The sequence below is a fragment of the Algoriphagus jejuensis genome (genome assembly GCF_039523455.1).
Taxonomy (GTDB): domain Bacteria; phylum Bacteroidota; class Bacteroidia; order Cytophagales; family Cyclobacteriaceae; genus Algoriphagus; species Algoriphagus jejuensis.
This window is the reverse complement of record NZ_BAAAFI010000013.1, coordinates 93,766-111,517: the sequence shown is the minus strand read 5'-3', so window position 1 is coordinate 111,517 and position 17,752 is coordinate 93,766. Positions and strand designations below refer to the sequence as shown.

The following is a 17,752-nucleotide window of genomic DNA, read 5'->3' as shown; positions in this document are numbered from 1 at the left end:
ATGACTATCAAAATCAGAAAAGAAGACGCCCTCAATTATCACAGTCAGGGTTCTCCCGGAAAAATAGAAGTAATCCCCACCAAGCCCGTTTCCAGCCAGATCGACCTTGCGCTCGCCTATTCACCGGGAGTAGCAGAACCCTGCAAGGAGATCGCCGTTGATCCGGAAGCGATCTACAAATACACCGCAAAAGGCAATCTCGTGGCAGTCATCTCCAACGGCACCGCCGTACTGGGGTTGGGTGATATCGGTCCGGCTGCATCCAAGCCGGTCATGGAAGGCAAAGGCGTACTTTTTAAGAAGTTTGCGGGCATCGATGTGTTCGACCTCGAAATCAACGAGCGCGATCCAAAAAAACTTATCCAGATCATCAAATCCCTCGAACCTACTTTTGGAGGGATAAATCTGGAAGACATCAAGGCTCCGGAATGCTTCGAAATCGAGCAAACGCTGAAACAGGAGATGAATATCCCGGTGATGCACGACGATCAGCACGGCACAGCAATCATCTCCGGTGCGGCATTGATGAATGCGCTGGAGATCGTCGGCAAGAATATCGGTGAAATCAAACTGGTCGTAAGCGGCGCTGGAGCGGCAGCCATTTCCTGTCTGAGATTCTACATCAGCCTTGGCGTAAATATCCAGAACGTCATCGTCTGTGACAAAGACGGCGTGATTCGCATGGACAGACCTGGTCTTACTGATATCCATAGAGAATTTGCCACCACCCTGGACATCCATCATATTCGGGAAGCTCTGCCTAATGCGGACGTCTTTTTGGGTCTTTCCGCAGGCAACATCATCACGCAGCAGATGATCCTGTCAATGGCACCAGATCCCATCGTTTTTGCTCTGGCAAATCCCGACCCGGAGATATCCTATGATTTGGCGATCGCTACGCGAAAGGATCTGATCATGGCTACTGGCCGATCGGATCATCCGAATCAGGTAAACAATGTGTTGGGCTTCCCCTATATTTTTCGCGGAGCTTTAGACGTGAGAGCGACCGTGATCAACGAAGAGATGAAATTGGCAGTAGCTCATGCGATTGCCAAGCTGGCCAAAGATCCCGTACCTGAAATTGTCAACAAGGCTTACGGAGATTCCAACTTGGCCTTTGGGAGATTTTACCTCATCCCAAAACCGGTAGATCCACGACTGATCACCACAATCGCTCCTGCGGTGGCCAAAGCAGCGATCGCATCCGGTGTGGCAAAAAAACTGATTCCCGACTGGGAGGCCTACGAGCTCGAACTACAAAAACGTATCGGCATCGACCAGCGTCTGATGTCCATCGTAATCGGAAGGGCTAAAAAAGATCCGAAGCGAGTTGTATTCGGAGAAGCTGACAACCTGAAAATCCTGAAGGCTTCCCAGATTCTGCGTGACGAGAAAATCGCCATTCCAATCTTGTTGGGTAACCGCGAAAGAATCCTGGAGTTGATCGAAAACAATGCACTCGATCTGAAACAGGTAACCATCATCGATCCGGTGGAAGAAACTGAAACTGTCGAAAAGTTTGCTAAAATCCTGTACAAGAAACGTCAACGCAAAGGCATGACGATCTTTGATGCGAAAAGACTGGTAAGGGAGAGAAATTACTTTGGGGCGCTAATGGTGGAAACCGGCTCGGCAGATGCGTTTATTTCGGGTCTGACCCGAGACTATCCGAAGACAATACTTCCGTCTTTGCATACTATCGGCGTCAAGCCAGGCGTCAACCGAGTGGCGGGGATGTACATCATGAATACGCCAAAAGGCCCATATTTCCTCGCTGATGCTACCGTGAACGTCAACCCCACGGCGGAGGAGCTTTGCGACATCATCGGCCTGACGGCCAATGCCGTGAAGTTTTTTAACATAGAGCCAAAGATCGCCTTGTTGTCTTATTCCAACTTTGGCTCGGCGCAGGGAGAGATTCCGGCCAAGATGGCCAAAGCGACAGCCTTGGCTCAGGCAAAATATCCCGACATCATCATCGAAGGAGAAATGCAGGCCAACGTGGCACTCAATCAGGAGATTCAGCGTGAAGTCTATCCTTTTTCCAAGCTGGCAAAAAAAGCGGTCAATACCTTAATTTTCCCGGATCTGGCCTCCAGCAACATCGCTTACAAGCTCCTCGCAGAGCTGGGAAATGCTGAGGCAATCGGGCCAATTCTTTTGGGAATGAATCAGCCTGTGCACATCCTCCAGCTGGGCAGTTCCATTCGCGAAATCGTTAACATGGTAGCCATCGCGGTGGTGGATGCACAATCTTCGGAAGGAGCGCTATGATCGCCTACCTGAGTGGCAAGCTGGTGTTCAAAGACCCCACCTATGTCATCATTGACGTGGGAGGAGTGGGCTATCAGGTGAAGATCTCACTTCAGACGTATAGTAAGATCAAAGATGAGGAGCAAATCCGGCTCCTCATCTTTTTGCATATCAAAGAGGACGCACACACCCTGTATGGCTTCAAGGAGGAAAGCGAAAAAAAGCTGTTTCTCCTGCTCATCTCCGTCAATGGCGTCGGCCCAAATACGGGTTTGATGGTGCTCTCCTCGCTAAGTACCGAAGAGATCGAACACGCCATCCTTGCAGGAGATGTGGCCACCATCCAAGCTGTCAAAGGCATCGGTGTCAAGACCGCCCAGCGGATTATTTTGGAACTGAAAGACAAGGTCGGGAAGCAAAGTACAGGAGACGCAAGCTCTCCAACAGGATTTCTCAAAACCAGCAATAAAATCCGCGAGGAGGCGTTACAAGCCTTAATTACCTTAGGATTCCCCAAAGCCACAGCCGAGAAAAATATCCAATCGGCACTCAAAAAAACCAATGGGGAAATTTCCTTAGAAGATTTAATTAAAGCATCTTTAAAGACACTATAATTTGAAGCTGGATTGAACTTTCAGGAGTTACTGACTTTCTACAGAAGCGAATTTAGAAGTCACGGGCCTGTATTAATTTTCCTGTTGGCCTTACTGTTTACAATTTCACCCCTCAGTGCTCAGCAAGTTGCAGTAGATAGTACGCAATCCCGTATCGATTCCCTAAATGCCCGCAGGCTGTCTCCCTCATTTTTGCTATGGCAAAACATGAGAACGAATCCCCTGCATCCAAACAGGAACCCTTTTCTTCGTCCAAAATCGCCGTTTATTCCTGCGCCACCGGTCAAGCAGGAGATCAACGTCCTGATAGATTCCACGTTGAAATATAACATCGTAGATCAACTGGACACGAATCGACTAGGCAACGAACAGGAGTACGAGTTTGATCGGTTTTCTCAAATCCAAGAGTATCGCGTCCGACAGGAATATTGGAGATCCCGAGCCAGAGGAATGGACGGGGAAAGCGCTGTGGAAGGGCGGAGCCTGATTCCACCGCTTACGGCGAGCCCGTCGTTTGATCGAATATTCGGCGGCAGCGAAATCAACATCGTCCCAACCGGCTATGTCAACTTGGATTTCGGAGCCATATTCCGAAGGATAGATAACCCTACTCTTCCTATCCGACAGCAGCAGAACGGTGGGTTCAATTTTCAGCAGCAAATCCAGATGGCCGTCAATGGATCCTTGGGGCAAAAGATGAAAATCGCCGCCAATTTTGATTCCAACAATTCCTTCGATTTTCAGAACCAGCTCAAGGTCGAATATGATGGATTTGAAGAGGACATCCTTCAATCGGTAGAGATAGGAAATGTGAGTATGCCAATCCAAAACCGGCTGATCCAAGGGGCTCAAAATCTCTTTGGGGTAAAGACACAAATGCGCTTTGGAAAGCTGAATCTGACTGCGGTAGCTTCTACCCAACGTGGACGGCGGGACAATCTGGTCATTGATGCCAATGGGCAGGGAAGGTCCTTTGACATTCAGGCTTCGAAATACGATGAAAACCGACACTTCTTCCTCGCTCACTTCTTCCGGGATAACTATGAAAAATGGCTGAGAGGAATGCCGCAGGTGCTCTCAGGCGTGACTGTCACCCGAATCGAGGTTTATATCATGAATCGGGCGACCAATACGAAGACGCTGAGGAACTTTGCCGCTTTCGTGGATTTGGGAGAGGGGCGAGAGATCTACAACCCAAGCAATCCAGCCATCGGCTCCGGCAACCCAAGTGCACCTGCAGGAAATGACGCCAACTTGCTTTATTCCAACATCGCAAATAATTCTAGTTTTAGACCTTTTGACACAGGTTCGAGAGCGATGGAAACAGCACTGGGGATAAAAAAAGGAGTAGATTTTGAGCAGATCAACGGCGCAAGAAAACTCGATCCGACTGAATATTTTTTCAACCCACAGCTGGGCTATGTTTCCTTGTTCAGGAGACTGCAAAATGACGAGATTCTGGCCGTCTCATTCGAATACACCTACAACGGAAAGGTTTACAAAGTAGGGGAACTGACCGAAGACTATCAGGTGCGGGCAGAGGATGAGCTCATCTTCCTAAAGATGCTGCGCCCGACCCGCATCAACCCAAGAATTCCCACTTGGGATCTGATGATGAAAAACGTGTACAGCCTCAATGCAAGTCAGATCCTCCGAGAAGGTTTTCAATTGCAGATAATCTACCGAGACGACCGAACTGGTTTGGACAATCCGTCGCTACTCGAAGGCACCAACGTGAAAGACAAACCACTAATCCGACTGACCGGCCTCGACAAACTCAACCCACAAAATGATCCAGCACCCGATGGGAACTTTGACTTTATCGAAGGTCTCACCATGCTCAGTGACCGGGGCCTGCTGATCTTTCCCGTACTGGAACCTTTTGGATCCAACCTAGCGCAATATTTTCTACCGAGTGAGCTGGTCTATAAGGACAAATACGTCTACGACACACTTTACCACACGACCCAAGCGGATGCGGAGCTGGTCACTAGGCTTAACAAATACTTCATCACGGGGAGACTCACGGCTGGTTCGGCAAGTGAAATCCAGCTGCCCGGACTGAATATCGCACCCGGTTCGGTGATCGTCCAAGCAGGGAATATCCCGCTCACCGAAGGAGTGGACTTCACGATCGACTACAATGTGGGTCGGCTCGTGATCATCAATGATGCCATCTTGCAGTCTGGAAAACAAATCAATGTCAGCTTCGAAAAAGCAGATTTGGTATCGTTCCAGACACGAAGTCTTATAGGCACGAGGCTGGACTACCTTGCCAGTAAAAAACTGAATATCGGGGGCACCTTCATGTACCTCAATGAGCGACCTAACGTCAGTAGGATCGCAACTGGAAACGAGACGTTGAAAAACAGCCTCTGGGGCTTGGATGTGAACTTCAACGATGAATCCCGCTTTCTGACCAAACTCGCGGACGCCCTGCCTTTCACAAACACAAAGGAAAAGTCGCTCGTGCAATTCAACGCCGAGTTTGCTCATCTCATCCCCGGAACTTCCAATACCGTTGATGGCGATCCTACCTCCTACATTGATGATTTTGAGGCTGCAGTCACACCGTTTTATCTCGGAGCCGCAGCCAACCAAAACTGGAAACTTTCCTCAACTCCCCAAACGCCGGGCAACCGCTTTGACCTCAGCAATCAGACGGAAGACAATCTGGGCGCTACCTATCGGAGAGCGCGCTTGGCCTGGTACAACATCGACAACATTTTCTATCGGGAAAATGGCCCGGGTGTCCCCACAAACCTGACTCCACAAGACAAGCGAAATCACTACGTGCGGCGCGTTATCCCCCAAGAGATATTTAAAAACCAAGACCGTGACGTCATCATCGTGCCACAGCCGCTATTTGAAATGGCATTTTTCCCCAGTGAAAGAGGGATGTTCAATTACAATCCCAACCTTGATTTTGACGGGTTCCTACCAAACCCGAGATTAAACTACGGAGGGGTTACCCGTGCGATCACTACAGAAGTTGACTTCGACCGCACCAATATTGAATACATCGAATTCTGGCTGATGGATCCTTTTATCACCGGAGAAAACGGCAAGGTGCTCGACGGGATTTTCAACGAAAACAATACGACCGGCGGAAAGCTATTTATAAACCTGGGTGATATCTCAGAAGACGTAATGAAAGACGGCACCCATGCTTTCGAAAATGGTCTGCCGGCAGATGGAGATCCTGCCGAGACCGGACAAAATGAATGGGGAAGGATCACCCGAGAGCAGTTTCTCATTCCGGCTTTTGACAACGACGAATCCTCACGCCCCAATCAAGATGTCGGCTTGGACGGATTGAAAAACAGCGATGAGCAAGGCTACTTTCAGAGCAGATACCTGGATCGACTTAACGTCTCCCAACAGGCTAGAAACACCATTTTGCAAGACGTATCTGCAGATGCCTTCCAATATTACCTGGACGATAGATTTGATGCGGCCGATATCAAGATCCTAGAGCGCTACAAGAAATTCAATGGAATGGAAGGCAACACCCCAGTCTCTGCGGATCCAAGCCTTCCCTACACCCCCTCAGGCGGCAACACCCCGGACAACGAAGATCTCAACACGGATAACACCATCAACGAACTCGAAAACTACTACGAATACGAGATCGACCTCAGACCTGGACAATTGAATGTCGGCGAAAACCACATCGTGGACAAGGTCACCAATTCAGAGAATGGCGATGAAGTAAGTTGGTATTTGTTCCGTATTCCCGTACGCCAGCCAGACCGAGTGCAAGGAGATATTACCGGCTACAAATCAATCCGATGGCTACGAACGTATTTGACAGATTTCCAGCAACCCGTAGTATTGAGAATGGCTGAATTTCGAATGGTGGGTAGCCAGTGGCGGATTTTTCAGGAATCATTGTTTGAAAAGGGTTTCTCCGAAATCCCCGAGCCGGACGTCTCCAATGTTGTAGTGGATGTGGTCAATATTGAGCAAAACTCTCAGGGCAATGATAAACAAAGTCCCTATGTACTACCTCCGGGCATTAATCGGGACCGCGACAATACTGCCACAGTCGAAAGACGACTCAATGAGCAATCGCTTCGGATTTGTGTGGAAGATTTGGCTCCCAAAGATGCCCGCGCTGTATTCAAAAACCTCAACTATGATTTGGTTCAATATGAGCGGATCAAGATGTTTTTCCATGCCAACAGCGACGATGCCCGAGATGGCGAGGTTACCGCATTTTTAAGGTTAGGGACGGACTACACCGACAACTATTACGAAATTGAAGTCCCCCTCGTGATCTCTCCGCTTGGAACCAATGACGCGAGAACTGTCTGGCCACTGGAAAATGAACTCGACATCGCAATTCAGGAAATCGTTGGCGTCAAGGTGGATCGTGACAATAGCCAATCTCCGCTCAACTTGCCTTTTACGCAGGCTGTTCGACAGTACAAAGTGACCGTGGTCGGCCGACCCGAATTGAACATGGTGCAGGGCATGATGATCGGCGTGAGAAATCCCGGCACAGGAATCGGGTCCTCCAAGACGCTCTGTCTATGGGCAAATGAACTTCGGGTGACCGGCTTTACAAAGAGCAACGGCTGGGCGGCCAATGCATTCCTCAATGCCAAAATCGCGGATGTGGCTATCGTATCTGCCAGTATACGACACAATTCGATAGGCTTTGGCGGACTGGAAACTAAGCTTTCGCAGCGATCTCGAGAAGCGATCACCCAGTACGACATCTCTACCAACGTAGAAGTGAATAAACTTCTGCCAGAAAATATCGGAATAAGCATCCCAATGTATTTCTCTGTCGAAAACTCCAGCACCAGGCCGGAATACGACCCTCTTAACCCTGACGTTCCTTTTGAGGTGGCGCTTGGGAAATTTGAAACAAATGCGCAGCGGGATGAATACCGAAGTATCGCCCTTGATCAGCTCAATCGACGAAACCTCAGTTTTAATAATGTGCGTAAAATCCGGAGGAATACGGATTCTCCAATCCGCTTTTACGACCTTTCAAATCTGGCGTTTTCCTATGCCGTCGGATCAGTAACCCAGTCCAATGCACAGATTCAGAATTACAATTTCAAAACGAACCGGGGCAACATCACATACAGTTTTCAGCCCAAGGAATGGAGAATCGCACCTTTCCAAAACAAGGATGGAATGACCTCTCCGTACCTGCGCCTAATAAAGGACTTCCAGCTAAACCTATCTCCGACGCTCCTTCTGGCCAGACTCGATGTAGACCGAAAGTTCCTTAGATCTCAATATCGCAACGATCAGTTGAGTACTGCGGGTGTCGATCCGCTTTTCCAGAAATCCTTCTTCATGAACCGATCCTTTACCGTCAATTGGGATCTTTCCAACAGTTTGCGGGTAGATTTCACGTCTAGGGCCAGCGCGATTGTTGATGAACCGGAAGGCGACTTGGACACAGAAGCAAAACGCGACTCGGTGAAGTACAATGCTTGGAGATTTGGCCGAACAACCAACTACAACCATGCCTTAGGCATCAACTATTCCATCCCGCTATCCAAGTTACCTTTGACAGACTGGATTCAGACCGACTACAAATATATCGCTTCCTACACTTGGCAAACGGGCTCTATCGGCCAGCAGGACACGCTCGGGAATGCGATCTTCAACACCCGAGATCAAAGCCTCACCGGCAAATTGGACTTGGTCAAGCTATATAACAAAAACAAAAAACTAGCGGCCCTGAATGCCCCGAAAAGACCCGCAATTCCGGGAAGAACTGCTGCGACGGCGGCCGAAGACACGATTGGTACGCCGCTTACTAACAAGCTGCTGAAATTCCTGATGATGACCAAGGAACTTACCTTTTTCTACGGGGAAATCGAAGGGACATTCCTACCCGGCTACATGCCGAATACCGGGCTTCTGGGCATGGACAAAGCCTGGAACAATCCTAGTTGGGCTTTTGTCTTTGGCAGTCAAAATCCAAACATCCGATACGATCTGGCCCAGAGAGGGCAAATCGCACCGAGCTCGGAACTGACGGAAACCTTCAAGCAAAATCGAGCGATGACCATGAGGTTCACAGGCATCTTGGAACCCGTGCAGGACTTCCGAGTGACGCTCGAAGCCAGCAAGCGAGAGATTGGAGACTATCAGGAAATCTTCAGGAACTCTATGGACAATCCCGGCAGCTACGAAGCCTTGAGTCCCAATAGGCTTAGTTCCTATTCCATCACGACTGTCATGCTGGGAACTTCTTTCCGTAAGGATGATGCGCAAAACAACTCGCCGCTATTCACCAATCTGGAAAACTACCGAACAACAATCAAGGCAAGACTGGACAGTGAGGCTTCGGCACCTGGAGAATATGGCATAAACGGCCAAGACGTATTGATCCCGTCTTTCTTGGCAGCCTATCTGGGAAAAGACCCTGAGGAGGTCAAGCTTAACCCCTTCCCAAAAACCCCTCTCCCAAACTGGAGACTGGACTACCGTGGCCTATCCAGGCTGAAGGGACTAAGTGATAAATTCAGTAGTATTAACGTCACGCACGGCTACTCTTCAACCTACGACGTCAGCAATTTTTCTAACTCTCTCCAATACCAAGAGGGACTCGAGCTCTACAATAACCTTCAGGAAACTCAGCGACCAGACATCACCAACGATGATGGGCAGTTTATTCCGATTTACATCTTGAACGACGTAGTGCTCAGCGAGCGATTCAGTCCGCTCGTGGGACTGGATATGATGACCAAGACCCGTCTGAATATTATCATCAATTACAACCGAGAGCGGGCTTTGGGCATGAATTTTTCCAACTCTCAGGTGACCGAGCAAAAAAGCAGTGATTTTGGTCTAACACTCGCCTACACTAAAGCAGGAGTCAAGGTGCCGTTTAAGATACAAGGAGTTCAAAAAGTCTTGAAAAATGACCTACAACTGAGACTCGACTCCAAGGTGGTGGACGTCCGACAGGTGCAGCGAAAGATTGAAGAAGGAAGCACTGTCACCAATGGTAACCTCAACATTCAGATCAGACCGACGATTGGCTATGTGATCAACCAAAACCTAAATTTGACTTTATACTTTGAGCGGACGATCAACGAACCGCGTGTCACCACTGCCTACCGACGAACCTCTACAGCATTTGGCGGGCAGCTTAGATTTAATTTATCCCAATAGATTTCAAACCCGGTCGATTCCTTTTATTTTTGACCTTTCTAAACGAACAAATCATGAATTTTCCACAGGAACTAAAGTACACTAAAGACCACGAGTGGGTTAAAATCGAAGGCGACGTAGCAACTATCGGTATCACGGAGTTTGCCCAAAAAGAACTGGGAGATATCGTCTACGTGGAAGTGGAAACCGTCGGTGAAACAATCGAAGCGGGTGAGGTCTTTGGAACTGTGGAAGCGGTGAAGACTGTATCCGATCTGTTTATGCCCCTGACAGGAGAGATCCTTGAGTTCAACGACGAGCTGGAATCTTCGCCTGAACTGGTGAATGAATCGCCCTACGAGTCCGGATGGATGGTTAAAGTAAAAATCACCGGATCGACAGAGGAACTATTGGACGCAGCTGCTTACGCAGAGCTCGTTGGCGAATAGAAGCACTTAGTTGAGACTCTTTCTAGCGATTTCTTGGATGCTCGTTCTGGCTATTGCAATGCTGACTCCCGGAACTAAGCTGCCTGAGGTTGATTTGTTTAACTTTCAAGACAAGGCTGTTCATCTGATTTCTTTTTTCCTTCAGGGTTACTTATGGAGCGGTGTGGGTGTGGACAAAGACCAGATTTCAGTTAAAAATCCTAAAATATGGCAGAATTTCGTCCTTTTTGGGATACTGATTGGAATAGTTTTGGAATCGTTGCAACAATTTATCCCTCTTCGTTCGTTTGATTTAATGGACATGATAGTCAACGGTCTAGGCGCGTGCCTGGGATTGCTTGTGTATTTAAAATGGCCATCCATTAAATACATTTTGGATTAATCTCCAATAATTCTTACACTTGTTATTCAGATTTCGAAAAGATTAACCTGTCACAAACCAATTTCACCATGGAAGCAAAAAAGTCTCCAAAAGCTGATCTAACCAAATCCGTTGGTATGTTTACCAACCTTGGCTTAGCAGTAGCTGTTGGGCTTACACTTGCTGCTTTCGAGTATAAGTCATACGACGACTCAGGCCTTAAGGATCTGGGAGCTGTATCTGACAACTTCGAAGAGTTGCTTGATGTGCCTATTACTGAACAGCCACCTCCCCCACCTCCGCCTCCACCAATGGAGCAGCCTATCATTGAGGAAATTCCTGATGAGGTAGAGATCGAGGAGAAAATCGATGTAAACTTCGATGTGGATGTGAAAGAAACGACAGTCATCAAAGAAGTGGTTATTGCAGAGGCTCCAGTTGTAGAGAAAGCAGACGAAATCTTTGACGTAGTAGAAACTCAGCCAAATCCTCCGGGAGGCATGTCAGGTTGGAATCAATATCTTTCCAAAAACCTGAAATACCCAACCCAAGCGAGAAGAATGGGCATCGAAGGCACCGTAATCGTGGTATTCGTAATCAACACTGACGGATCTATCCAAGACGTAGAAGTCTTAAGAGGGATCGGCGGAGGTTGCGACGAGGAAGCTGTGAAGGTCGTTCAAGAGGCACCGAAATGGGAACCAGGCAAGCAAAGAGGCCGCCCAGTTCGTACTCGGATGAGACTTCCGATTCGATTCAAACTTGGTTAAAAATACGAGACCCGAGAAATCGGGTCTTTTTTTTGTCCGTATTTTAACAACTTTTTAAATAGTTAAATTACGTTAGAAAGATAGCTATTTCAATTTAGCTTGGGTAATTTTTATTAATCAAAACTCTAACACACATGGAACCAAAAAAGAACGACCGGGTCGACTTCCGCAGGTGGTACGGCACATTTTTCAATCTGGGACTGATGCTTTCAGTCGGCGTAGTATTGGTGGCTTTTGAATGGAAAGCTAAAGACGACAAGCCATTGGTCGATCTCTCCCCTGGAGATGCGGAATGGAAAACAGAGGTCATCCCGATCACAATACAAACTCCTCCGGCACCCCCACCACCCGTCGGACAGTCAGAGATCACCGTCATCGACAATGATATCAAGATTGAGAACATCTTAGAAGTAGACATCAATCTACCGGGAGACAAAGTAATTCCGGTGGTTGAACTCGAGGATCCCCCCATTGTTGAGGTGGCCGAAGAAATATGGGATTTCACCGAAGTCCGTGCTGAATTTCAAGGCGGAATGGACGCTTGGTACAAATACCTCCGAAACAATCTTGCCTACCCCAAGCTGGCACAGCGGACTGGAGTGCAGGGTACTGTTTTGGTGAGGTTTGTGATCAATACCGACGGGAGCATTCAGGATGTTGAGGTGGTTCGACCCGTAGATCCTGCACTGGACAAGGCCGCCGCAGATGTGATTCTGAATTCTCCTCCTTGGAAAGCCGCTCGTCATCAAGGCAAGGCTGTGAGATTCCGAATGACGATGCCCATCAAATTTAAACTTAACTAGACCAACTGGCCACCTGGAATGAAATGAAAAGCCTGCATTTTTGGTGCAGGCCTTTCTGTTTCGTTCACATCCGAACAACTGATTTTCTCTTCATTTTTTAGATCACATTGAGCGTTTGCTCCTTGATTTTCTCTAGCTCATCCTTCATCAGGATCACGTGTTTTTGAATCTCCGCGTCATTTGCTTTGGAACCGATGGTGTTGATCTCTCTACCAATCTCCTGGCTGATAAACCCGAGCTTTTTGCCCTGTGCACTTTCCCCCTTCATGGATTTCATGAAGTAGTCCAGATGCGTCTCTAAGCGGACTAGCTCTTCGGTGATGTCGAGCTTCTCGAAGTAATAGATCAACTCCTGCTCAAATCTGTTGGCGTCAAAGGAATTGTCATCCATCCACTGGGCAAAATGGTTTTTGATCCGCTGCTGGATTTTCTCTTTCCGTCCCGGATCTTCTTGCTTTACCTGCTTAAAAGCGGATCGGATGACTTGAATATTCCCCTCCAGCTTGGAATAGAGCGAACCTCCTTCGTCCATTCTGAAACCATCGCATTTCCTCAGGGCCTCTTCCAACACGTTTTTGATCTGCGTCCAGTCATCACTTTCCTCTCGTTCAATAGGGATAGAGGTGATGACATTGGGTGCTTGAAGAGCCAGCTTAAAAAGATCGCCAGGCTGCTCTCCGACCAGCTCGGCTAGGCTTTTGAACTCTCCGTAATAGGACTTGAAAAGCTCCTGATTAATGGATACCGGAAGATTTTGACTTCCTTTAGCCGCAAATTCTATAGACACGCTCACCTTGCCTCGGTCAAGAATCGACTGAACAATGGTTCGAATTTCAGGTTCTTTATCAGAAAATTGCCTGGGGCTGCGAACGGATAAATCCAAAAACTTTGAATTGAGCGAGCGAACTTCGACCTGAATCGTCATCTGCTCGTTTTCAAATCCGGCTACTCCAAAGCCGGTCATTGATTTGATCATAAATGGTGTGGGTATTAGAAATTGTATCCCAAAGTAAAGTAAAACTTCAGGTCTTCTCTTTCATAGTTTCGGATTGGCCGTGCCACGTCAAACTTGACGTAGTAATTGAGCAAGACCGTCCTCAGTCCTGCTCCATAGCTTTGCAGCCACGGATTGTTGAAGTTGTTCAACACGATCACAAAGGGAGATCCTTCGGTGTTGATCACCTCGGTGTTTTGATCATTTACACGCTCCCACGGAGCAAATTCATCCCAGGCTGAGCCGATGTCATAAAATCCGACCATCTGAAAATTTCGAACAAAATTGGAGGTAATATTCCCCCTGGTCAAATAGGAAAAAATCGGAATTCGCAATTCAGTTGTAAAGGTGATGACCTTATTTCCTCGGATCTCATCGTAGTCATATCCTCTCAAGTCGACAAAATCTGCAAACAGGATATTGGAATTTTCTACACCGGTCGGGTTTCGAATCGGAGATGGTTCTGGCCTGTTTGACGGCGGATTGTAAAACTCGTTGAACAGCCAATTGTCCATGCCGCCCACGAGGTAGTCTTGTGGGTTATTCCCCATGAATCCCCCCACATAGAGTTTGGAAGCAAGCGTAATATTTTTGTGAATTTTCTGATAGTTTCTTAGGTCAAGATAGAAATTACTGAACGATCGCTCTCCGTGATTCAGACCCTGATAGTGCATAAAACCAACTTTGCCCCGCACACCAGTAAAAGAATAAAGCCCCATCGGCTCAGTTCTGTCATAGACAAACTCCACCTTTCCTCCTACATAGTTGACATCAAATCGGTTTTGATCTGGAGCCTGTCCAAAGATCAATGAATCCGGGTTAAGGTTGAAATACTGGGATTTCGATACAAATGGCGCGGCGTAGATCCTTGAATTTATATTGAGCGGGTAAGACACTCCCGCCTCCACTTGAGTTAGCACATACTTTTGATAAGTGAGATCACTTTCTTCCACCTTGATCGTTTTGCGGTCAAAGCGGCCTCTGAAATCCAAACGGCTTTTCAGGTATTCGTATTCAAACCAAATATCCCCGCCGGAATTGAAGTCCAACGCGGTCATTACGCCTCCTGTAAACACATGGTTATCGAGGATGTCTGTCATCTTTCCATCCAAGTTGATCCCAAATCCACGCAGGGGATCCACCACAAACCTGGTGTTGATGTGGTTGGTGAAAAACTGTGGCTCCATTTTTTTCGGTCCGGAGATACGCTTTTGCAAGGACTGCTTTCTGAAGGTCTCCAGCAAGTTGGCTCGATTCAGTTCAGGCTTGTTGCCGTTGCTAGCCGCCGCCTGGGTTTGAGGAATGGTGTCGAAGGTGTAATTTTCGGTATTTATGCCCTTTCGAGATTCAAAGCGTAAGCGGTCCAAGTTTATGGACGAGGTCCTGTTAGTCAAAGTGGAATCGACTTTTGGCACCTCCTGCGTATTTGCGGGAGGTGAGGGCGCGACTACCGCCTGAGCAGCATTGGTTCTAGCCTCCAACAATCTTCTAGCTGCCAATCGCTCATTGAGATCTTTCGCTTGCGCTAGCTGAATCCGCGGTGTACTTGGCGTAAACTGATCCACACCGGTATATCCTTCGACAAACAAGTACGACTCTTTCCCACTTCGCAGTGCGTAGGCCAGCTTGTTCATTCTGCTGGTGATATCAAACACCTCGATACTTTTGTCAAATGCAGAGATTTGATTGGACACCTGATTCCCGATATTGAATCTCATCAGGTTGGTAATCCCGCTCAGGTCACTCATGTAAAGCAGCGTATTGCTATTTACCTTTCTGGGATTCATATTCCTGCTGTTTGAATTTGTCAACTTGGTCGTAATGGTGGTATCCTTCAACACATCGACGCGAAACAGGTTATAAAGATTGGGTAGGATTTTGATATCCGGGGTAGCCGTTAATACCGAGTCCGGCAATTCGGTGTAGTTTGAAGAATAGACTATCACCGAATCATTCAAGAACATCGGCGTCAGATCATCAAAAATATCATCGGTAAGACGTTTACCTTGACCGCGGACATTGAGCGTATAGACATCTGTTTTCCCATTGGAAATCGCCGAAAGCACCATGTTCCTTCCTGACTCGTTGAAGTCCAGACTTAGAATCTGTGTAATGTTTCGGAGGAAAATCTTGTCTTGATTGGAGCCGTCAATCGATCGAAGCCGAAGGGTAGTAAACCCTCTTTTGAAAGAAGCAATAGCCAAGTTAGCGGAGTCTCTCCAGGCGATTATCGGAGAGTATAGATTTGGCTCCAACTCATCGTAGCTCGCTCCACCCGTAAATATAGTCTGTTCCACTCCGGTGGAAAGATCCCGGACAATCACTTTGAACTTGCCCGCATTGTTAAGCACGTAGCCCAGCAGGAGGCCGTCTGGGCTAAACTTGATATCACTGATCGCTCCGTCCACTCGAGAAGAAGTCCTGGCGATGGCGGTTTCAGGATTTACACTTTTGAAAGAGGAATATACCGGCTCATTGACTTTGATGTAGTAGTTTTTCCAATCTTCAAAAAATGCCCGAGCGTTGACACCAATCGTATTTGCAATGCTATTTTCCTCGTTTCTATTGATCCTAGACAGGTTGAGAATGCTGGAGACATAACGACGTCCGTACTTTTCTGCGATAAAATTCCAAAGCGATTGCCCCACCAAACCCGCATCGATCCCAGTCAGGTTTTGAATTTTGGGATTAGAACTTTCCTTTAGGTACTCGCGCATGAAGTCATCCATCTCGCGACTCCATCCTTTGGCAAGGTAATGTGCCGCTCCGTCAACGTACCAAGCAGGAAAATCATTGACCAAATTGGCCTGAAAAGCATCCGCGACTGAGGCACCGTAGAGCATCTCATGGATGATTACTTTGGAAGTCGCATAGATGATATCCTCCTTAAATTGGTCAATACGTCCCTTGTAGGACACCTCCGCAATCAGGCGCGTAAATTTGGTCTGTCCGTCTTCGGAGTATTCCTGCACGTTCAAGTTGAGGTTACTTTGCAGCGCTTCTTCAGGAGAATTGTAGATGTAAATCTTCGGCTTGGTGTAGGCCACATAGCCAATCATCTGCGTCAACTTATCAAACTCCCCCTCCAAATAGTCAATGGCCATCTTGGCATTGGCCCCGCCTCGGTCATAGTAATAAACCTCAAAATTATTGGAAGAATAAAAGTACCATTCGATCTCCTTGTGCTGGACTCGGTTTTTACCAAATCTTTCCTGATCAAATTGGGCCAAGGAGCGGGTAGAGGTACCCAATAGTATAAATAAGATCAAAAGTCGAAAGACCATATATCGCATTCGGATCGGCATTGATTGGTTTTAAATATACTTAAAATAGCGAGCTATATCCACATCGGCAATTACAGGCTCAGAATTTATTAAATGACTAGTCATCATTTTGCTGAAATAAGGAATCAGGGACACACCTTTGGCCCCAAAACCGTTGAAGATGTAAACGCTATCCTCGATCGGATGTTTGCCGAGGAAAGGTTTTCGATCTTTGGTCGCCGGGCGAATGCCGATTTTGTGGCTCTTCACCCCATTTACTGGAACTCTGACTAGCTCATGTAGCTTGGACAGAATCTCCGTTTTGGCAGCTTTTGAGGGTCCGGTATCCAAATCATGCCAAGTGTAAGTTGAACCCACACGATGAATCCCACCGCCTAGGGGAACTCTGAATACTCCTCGATTGGCAATGAAGTCCGGTTCAAAGTCCTGTTCCACTTCCAGTATTTCACCCTTCACAGGAGCAAAAGGAAGGTAACTAAAAAACTGACTTTTCAAAGCTCCCAGCCCGTTGCAAAACACCAGCTTTTTAGCAGAAATAGCTCCATACTTCCATCCATCAGTGGATTTCTCCAGAAGGCTTTCATCAAATACCTCCAGCCGAAGTCGATCGTCAAAGTAATTGGCCATTCCGGCCATATATTCATTGATATTGAGCCAACCAGACATACGCAACAGCACGCCTCCAAAGTTGTCGTTCATTTCGCGATGCTGACTTTCTGTGAAAATCTCCTCGATAAACTGTGTTATGGATGGATCGCTAGAATGCCCCATCCATTCGTTCTGCTCCTCAATCGAGAGGAAGGGGCGGTAGATTTTCTTTCGGTTCAAAAATCGCCTTCCGCAGGCATTTTCCAGTTCGCTGTAGAAGGGTTCGATCTCTGGAAAAAGAAGCTCAGCCTTCCAGGATTTGACCATTTTTCGACCGGTGACAGGATTGTACAAGCCAGCCGCGACGCGACTGCTTTTGTTCCAATCCGGCTGATCAATCAGCAAAATCCGCTGCCCCTCCTGCTCCAGCCGATAGGCTAGTGAGGTGCCTGCCAAGCCCTGTCCAATAATCAAAAAATCAATTTCCATACCCCAAATTAAAGGCATT

The 17,752-nt window shown here is 47.5% G+C and carries 10 protein-coding genes; 7 read left to right on the top strand and 3 right to left on the bottom strand.

Annotated features, from left to right (window positions below; all coding sequences use genetic code 11):
* The 7 genes from ABD031_RS12775 to ABD031_RS12745 all read left to right on the top strand — a co-directional run bounded on the left by ABD031_RS12775 (position 1) and on the right by ABD031_RS12745 (position 12,378).
* Positions 1–2,274: an NADP-dependent malic enzyme gene (locus ABD031_RS12775; protein WP_343852039.1), complete on the top strand. Its 2,274-nt coding sequence runs from the start codon at positions 1–3 to the stop codon at positions 2,272–2,274.
* Positions 2,271–2,867: a Holliday junction branch migration protein RuvA gene (ruvA, locus tag ABD031_RS12770; RefSeq protein WP_343852037.1), complete on the top strand. Its 597-nt coding sequence runs from the start codon at positions 2,271–2,273 to the stop codon at positions 2,865–2,867. Before ABD031_RS12775 ends, ruvA begins: the two co-directional genes overlap by 4 nt.
* 207 nt (positions 2,868–3,074) lie before the next feature.
* On the top strand, positions 3,075–10,016 hold the full coding sequence (sov, locus tag ABD031_RS12765; RefSeq protein WP_343852035.1) for a T9SS outer membrane translocon Sov/SprA: 6,942 nt from the start codon (positions 3,075–3,077) through the stop codon (positions 10,014–10,016).
* 53 nt (positions 10,017–10,069) lie between these two features.
* On the top strand, positions 10,070–10,444 hold the full coding sequence (gene gcvH, locus ABD031_RS12760) for a glycine cleavage system protein GcvH (protein ID WP_343852033.1): 375 nt from the start codon (positions 10,070–10,072) through the stop codon (positions 10,442–10,444).
* Positions 10,445–10,481: 37 nt separating this feature from the next.
* Positions 10,482–10,826 (top strand): VanZ family protein, encoded by a 345-nt coding sequence (locus ABD031_RS12755; protein ID WP_343852031.1) that lies wholly within the window; start codon positions 10,482–10,484, stop codon positions 10,824–10,826.
* A gap of 68 nt (positions 10,827–10,894) precedes the next feature.
* Entirely contained in the window at positions 10,895–11,575 is a 681-nt protein-coding gene (locus ABD031_RS12750; protein WP_343852029.1) for an energy transducer TonB, read from the top strand.
* A gap of 134 nt (positions 11,576–11,709) precedes the next feature.
* Positions 11,710–12,378, top strand: a complete 669-nt coding sequence (locus ABD031_RS12745; protein WP_343852027.1) for an energy transducer TonB — start codon at positions 11,710–11,712, stop codon at positions 12,376–12,378.
* A gap of 97 nt (positions 12,379–12,475) precedes the next feature.
* On the opposite strand, the gene ABD031_RS12740 is transcribed toward ABD031_RS12745, so the two are convergent.
* Genes ABD031_RS12740 through ABD031_RS12730 form a run of 3 tightly spaced genes read right to left on the bottom strand, consistent with a single transcriptional unit; the run spans position 12,476 to position 17,733 of the window.
* Positions 12,476–13,354: a YicC/YloC family endoribonuclease gene (locus ABD031_RS12740; RefSeq protein WP_343852025.1), complete on the bottom strand. Its 879-nt coding sequence runs from the start codon at positions 13,352–13,354 to the stop codon at positions 12,476–12,478.
* A gap of 14 nt (positions 13,355–13,368) precedes the next feature.
* Complete coding sequence (locus ABD031_RS12735; RefSeq protein ID WP_343852023.1) at positions 13,369–16,677, bottom strand: biopolymer transporter Tol; 3,309 nt, start codon at positions 16,675–16,677, stop codon at positions 13,369–13,371.
* 9 nt (positions 16,678–16,686) lie between these two features.
* A complete protein-coding gene (locus ABD031_RS12730) occupies positions 16,687–17,733 on the bottom strand; it encodes an NAD(P)/FAD-dependent oxidoreductase (RefSeq protein ID WP_343852021.1) in 1,047 nt (348 codons plus the stop codon).
* Positions 17,734–17,752: the final 19 nt, after the last annotated feature.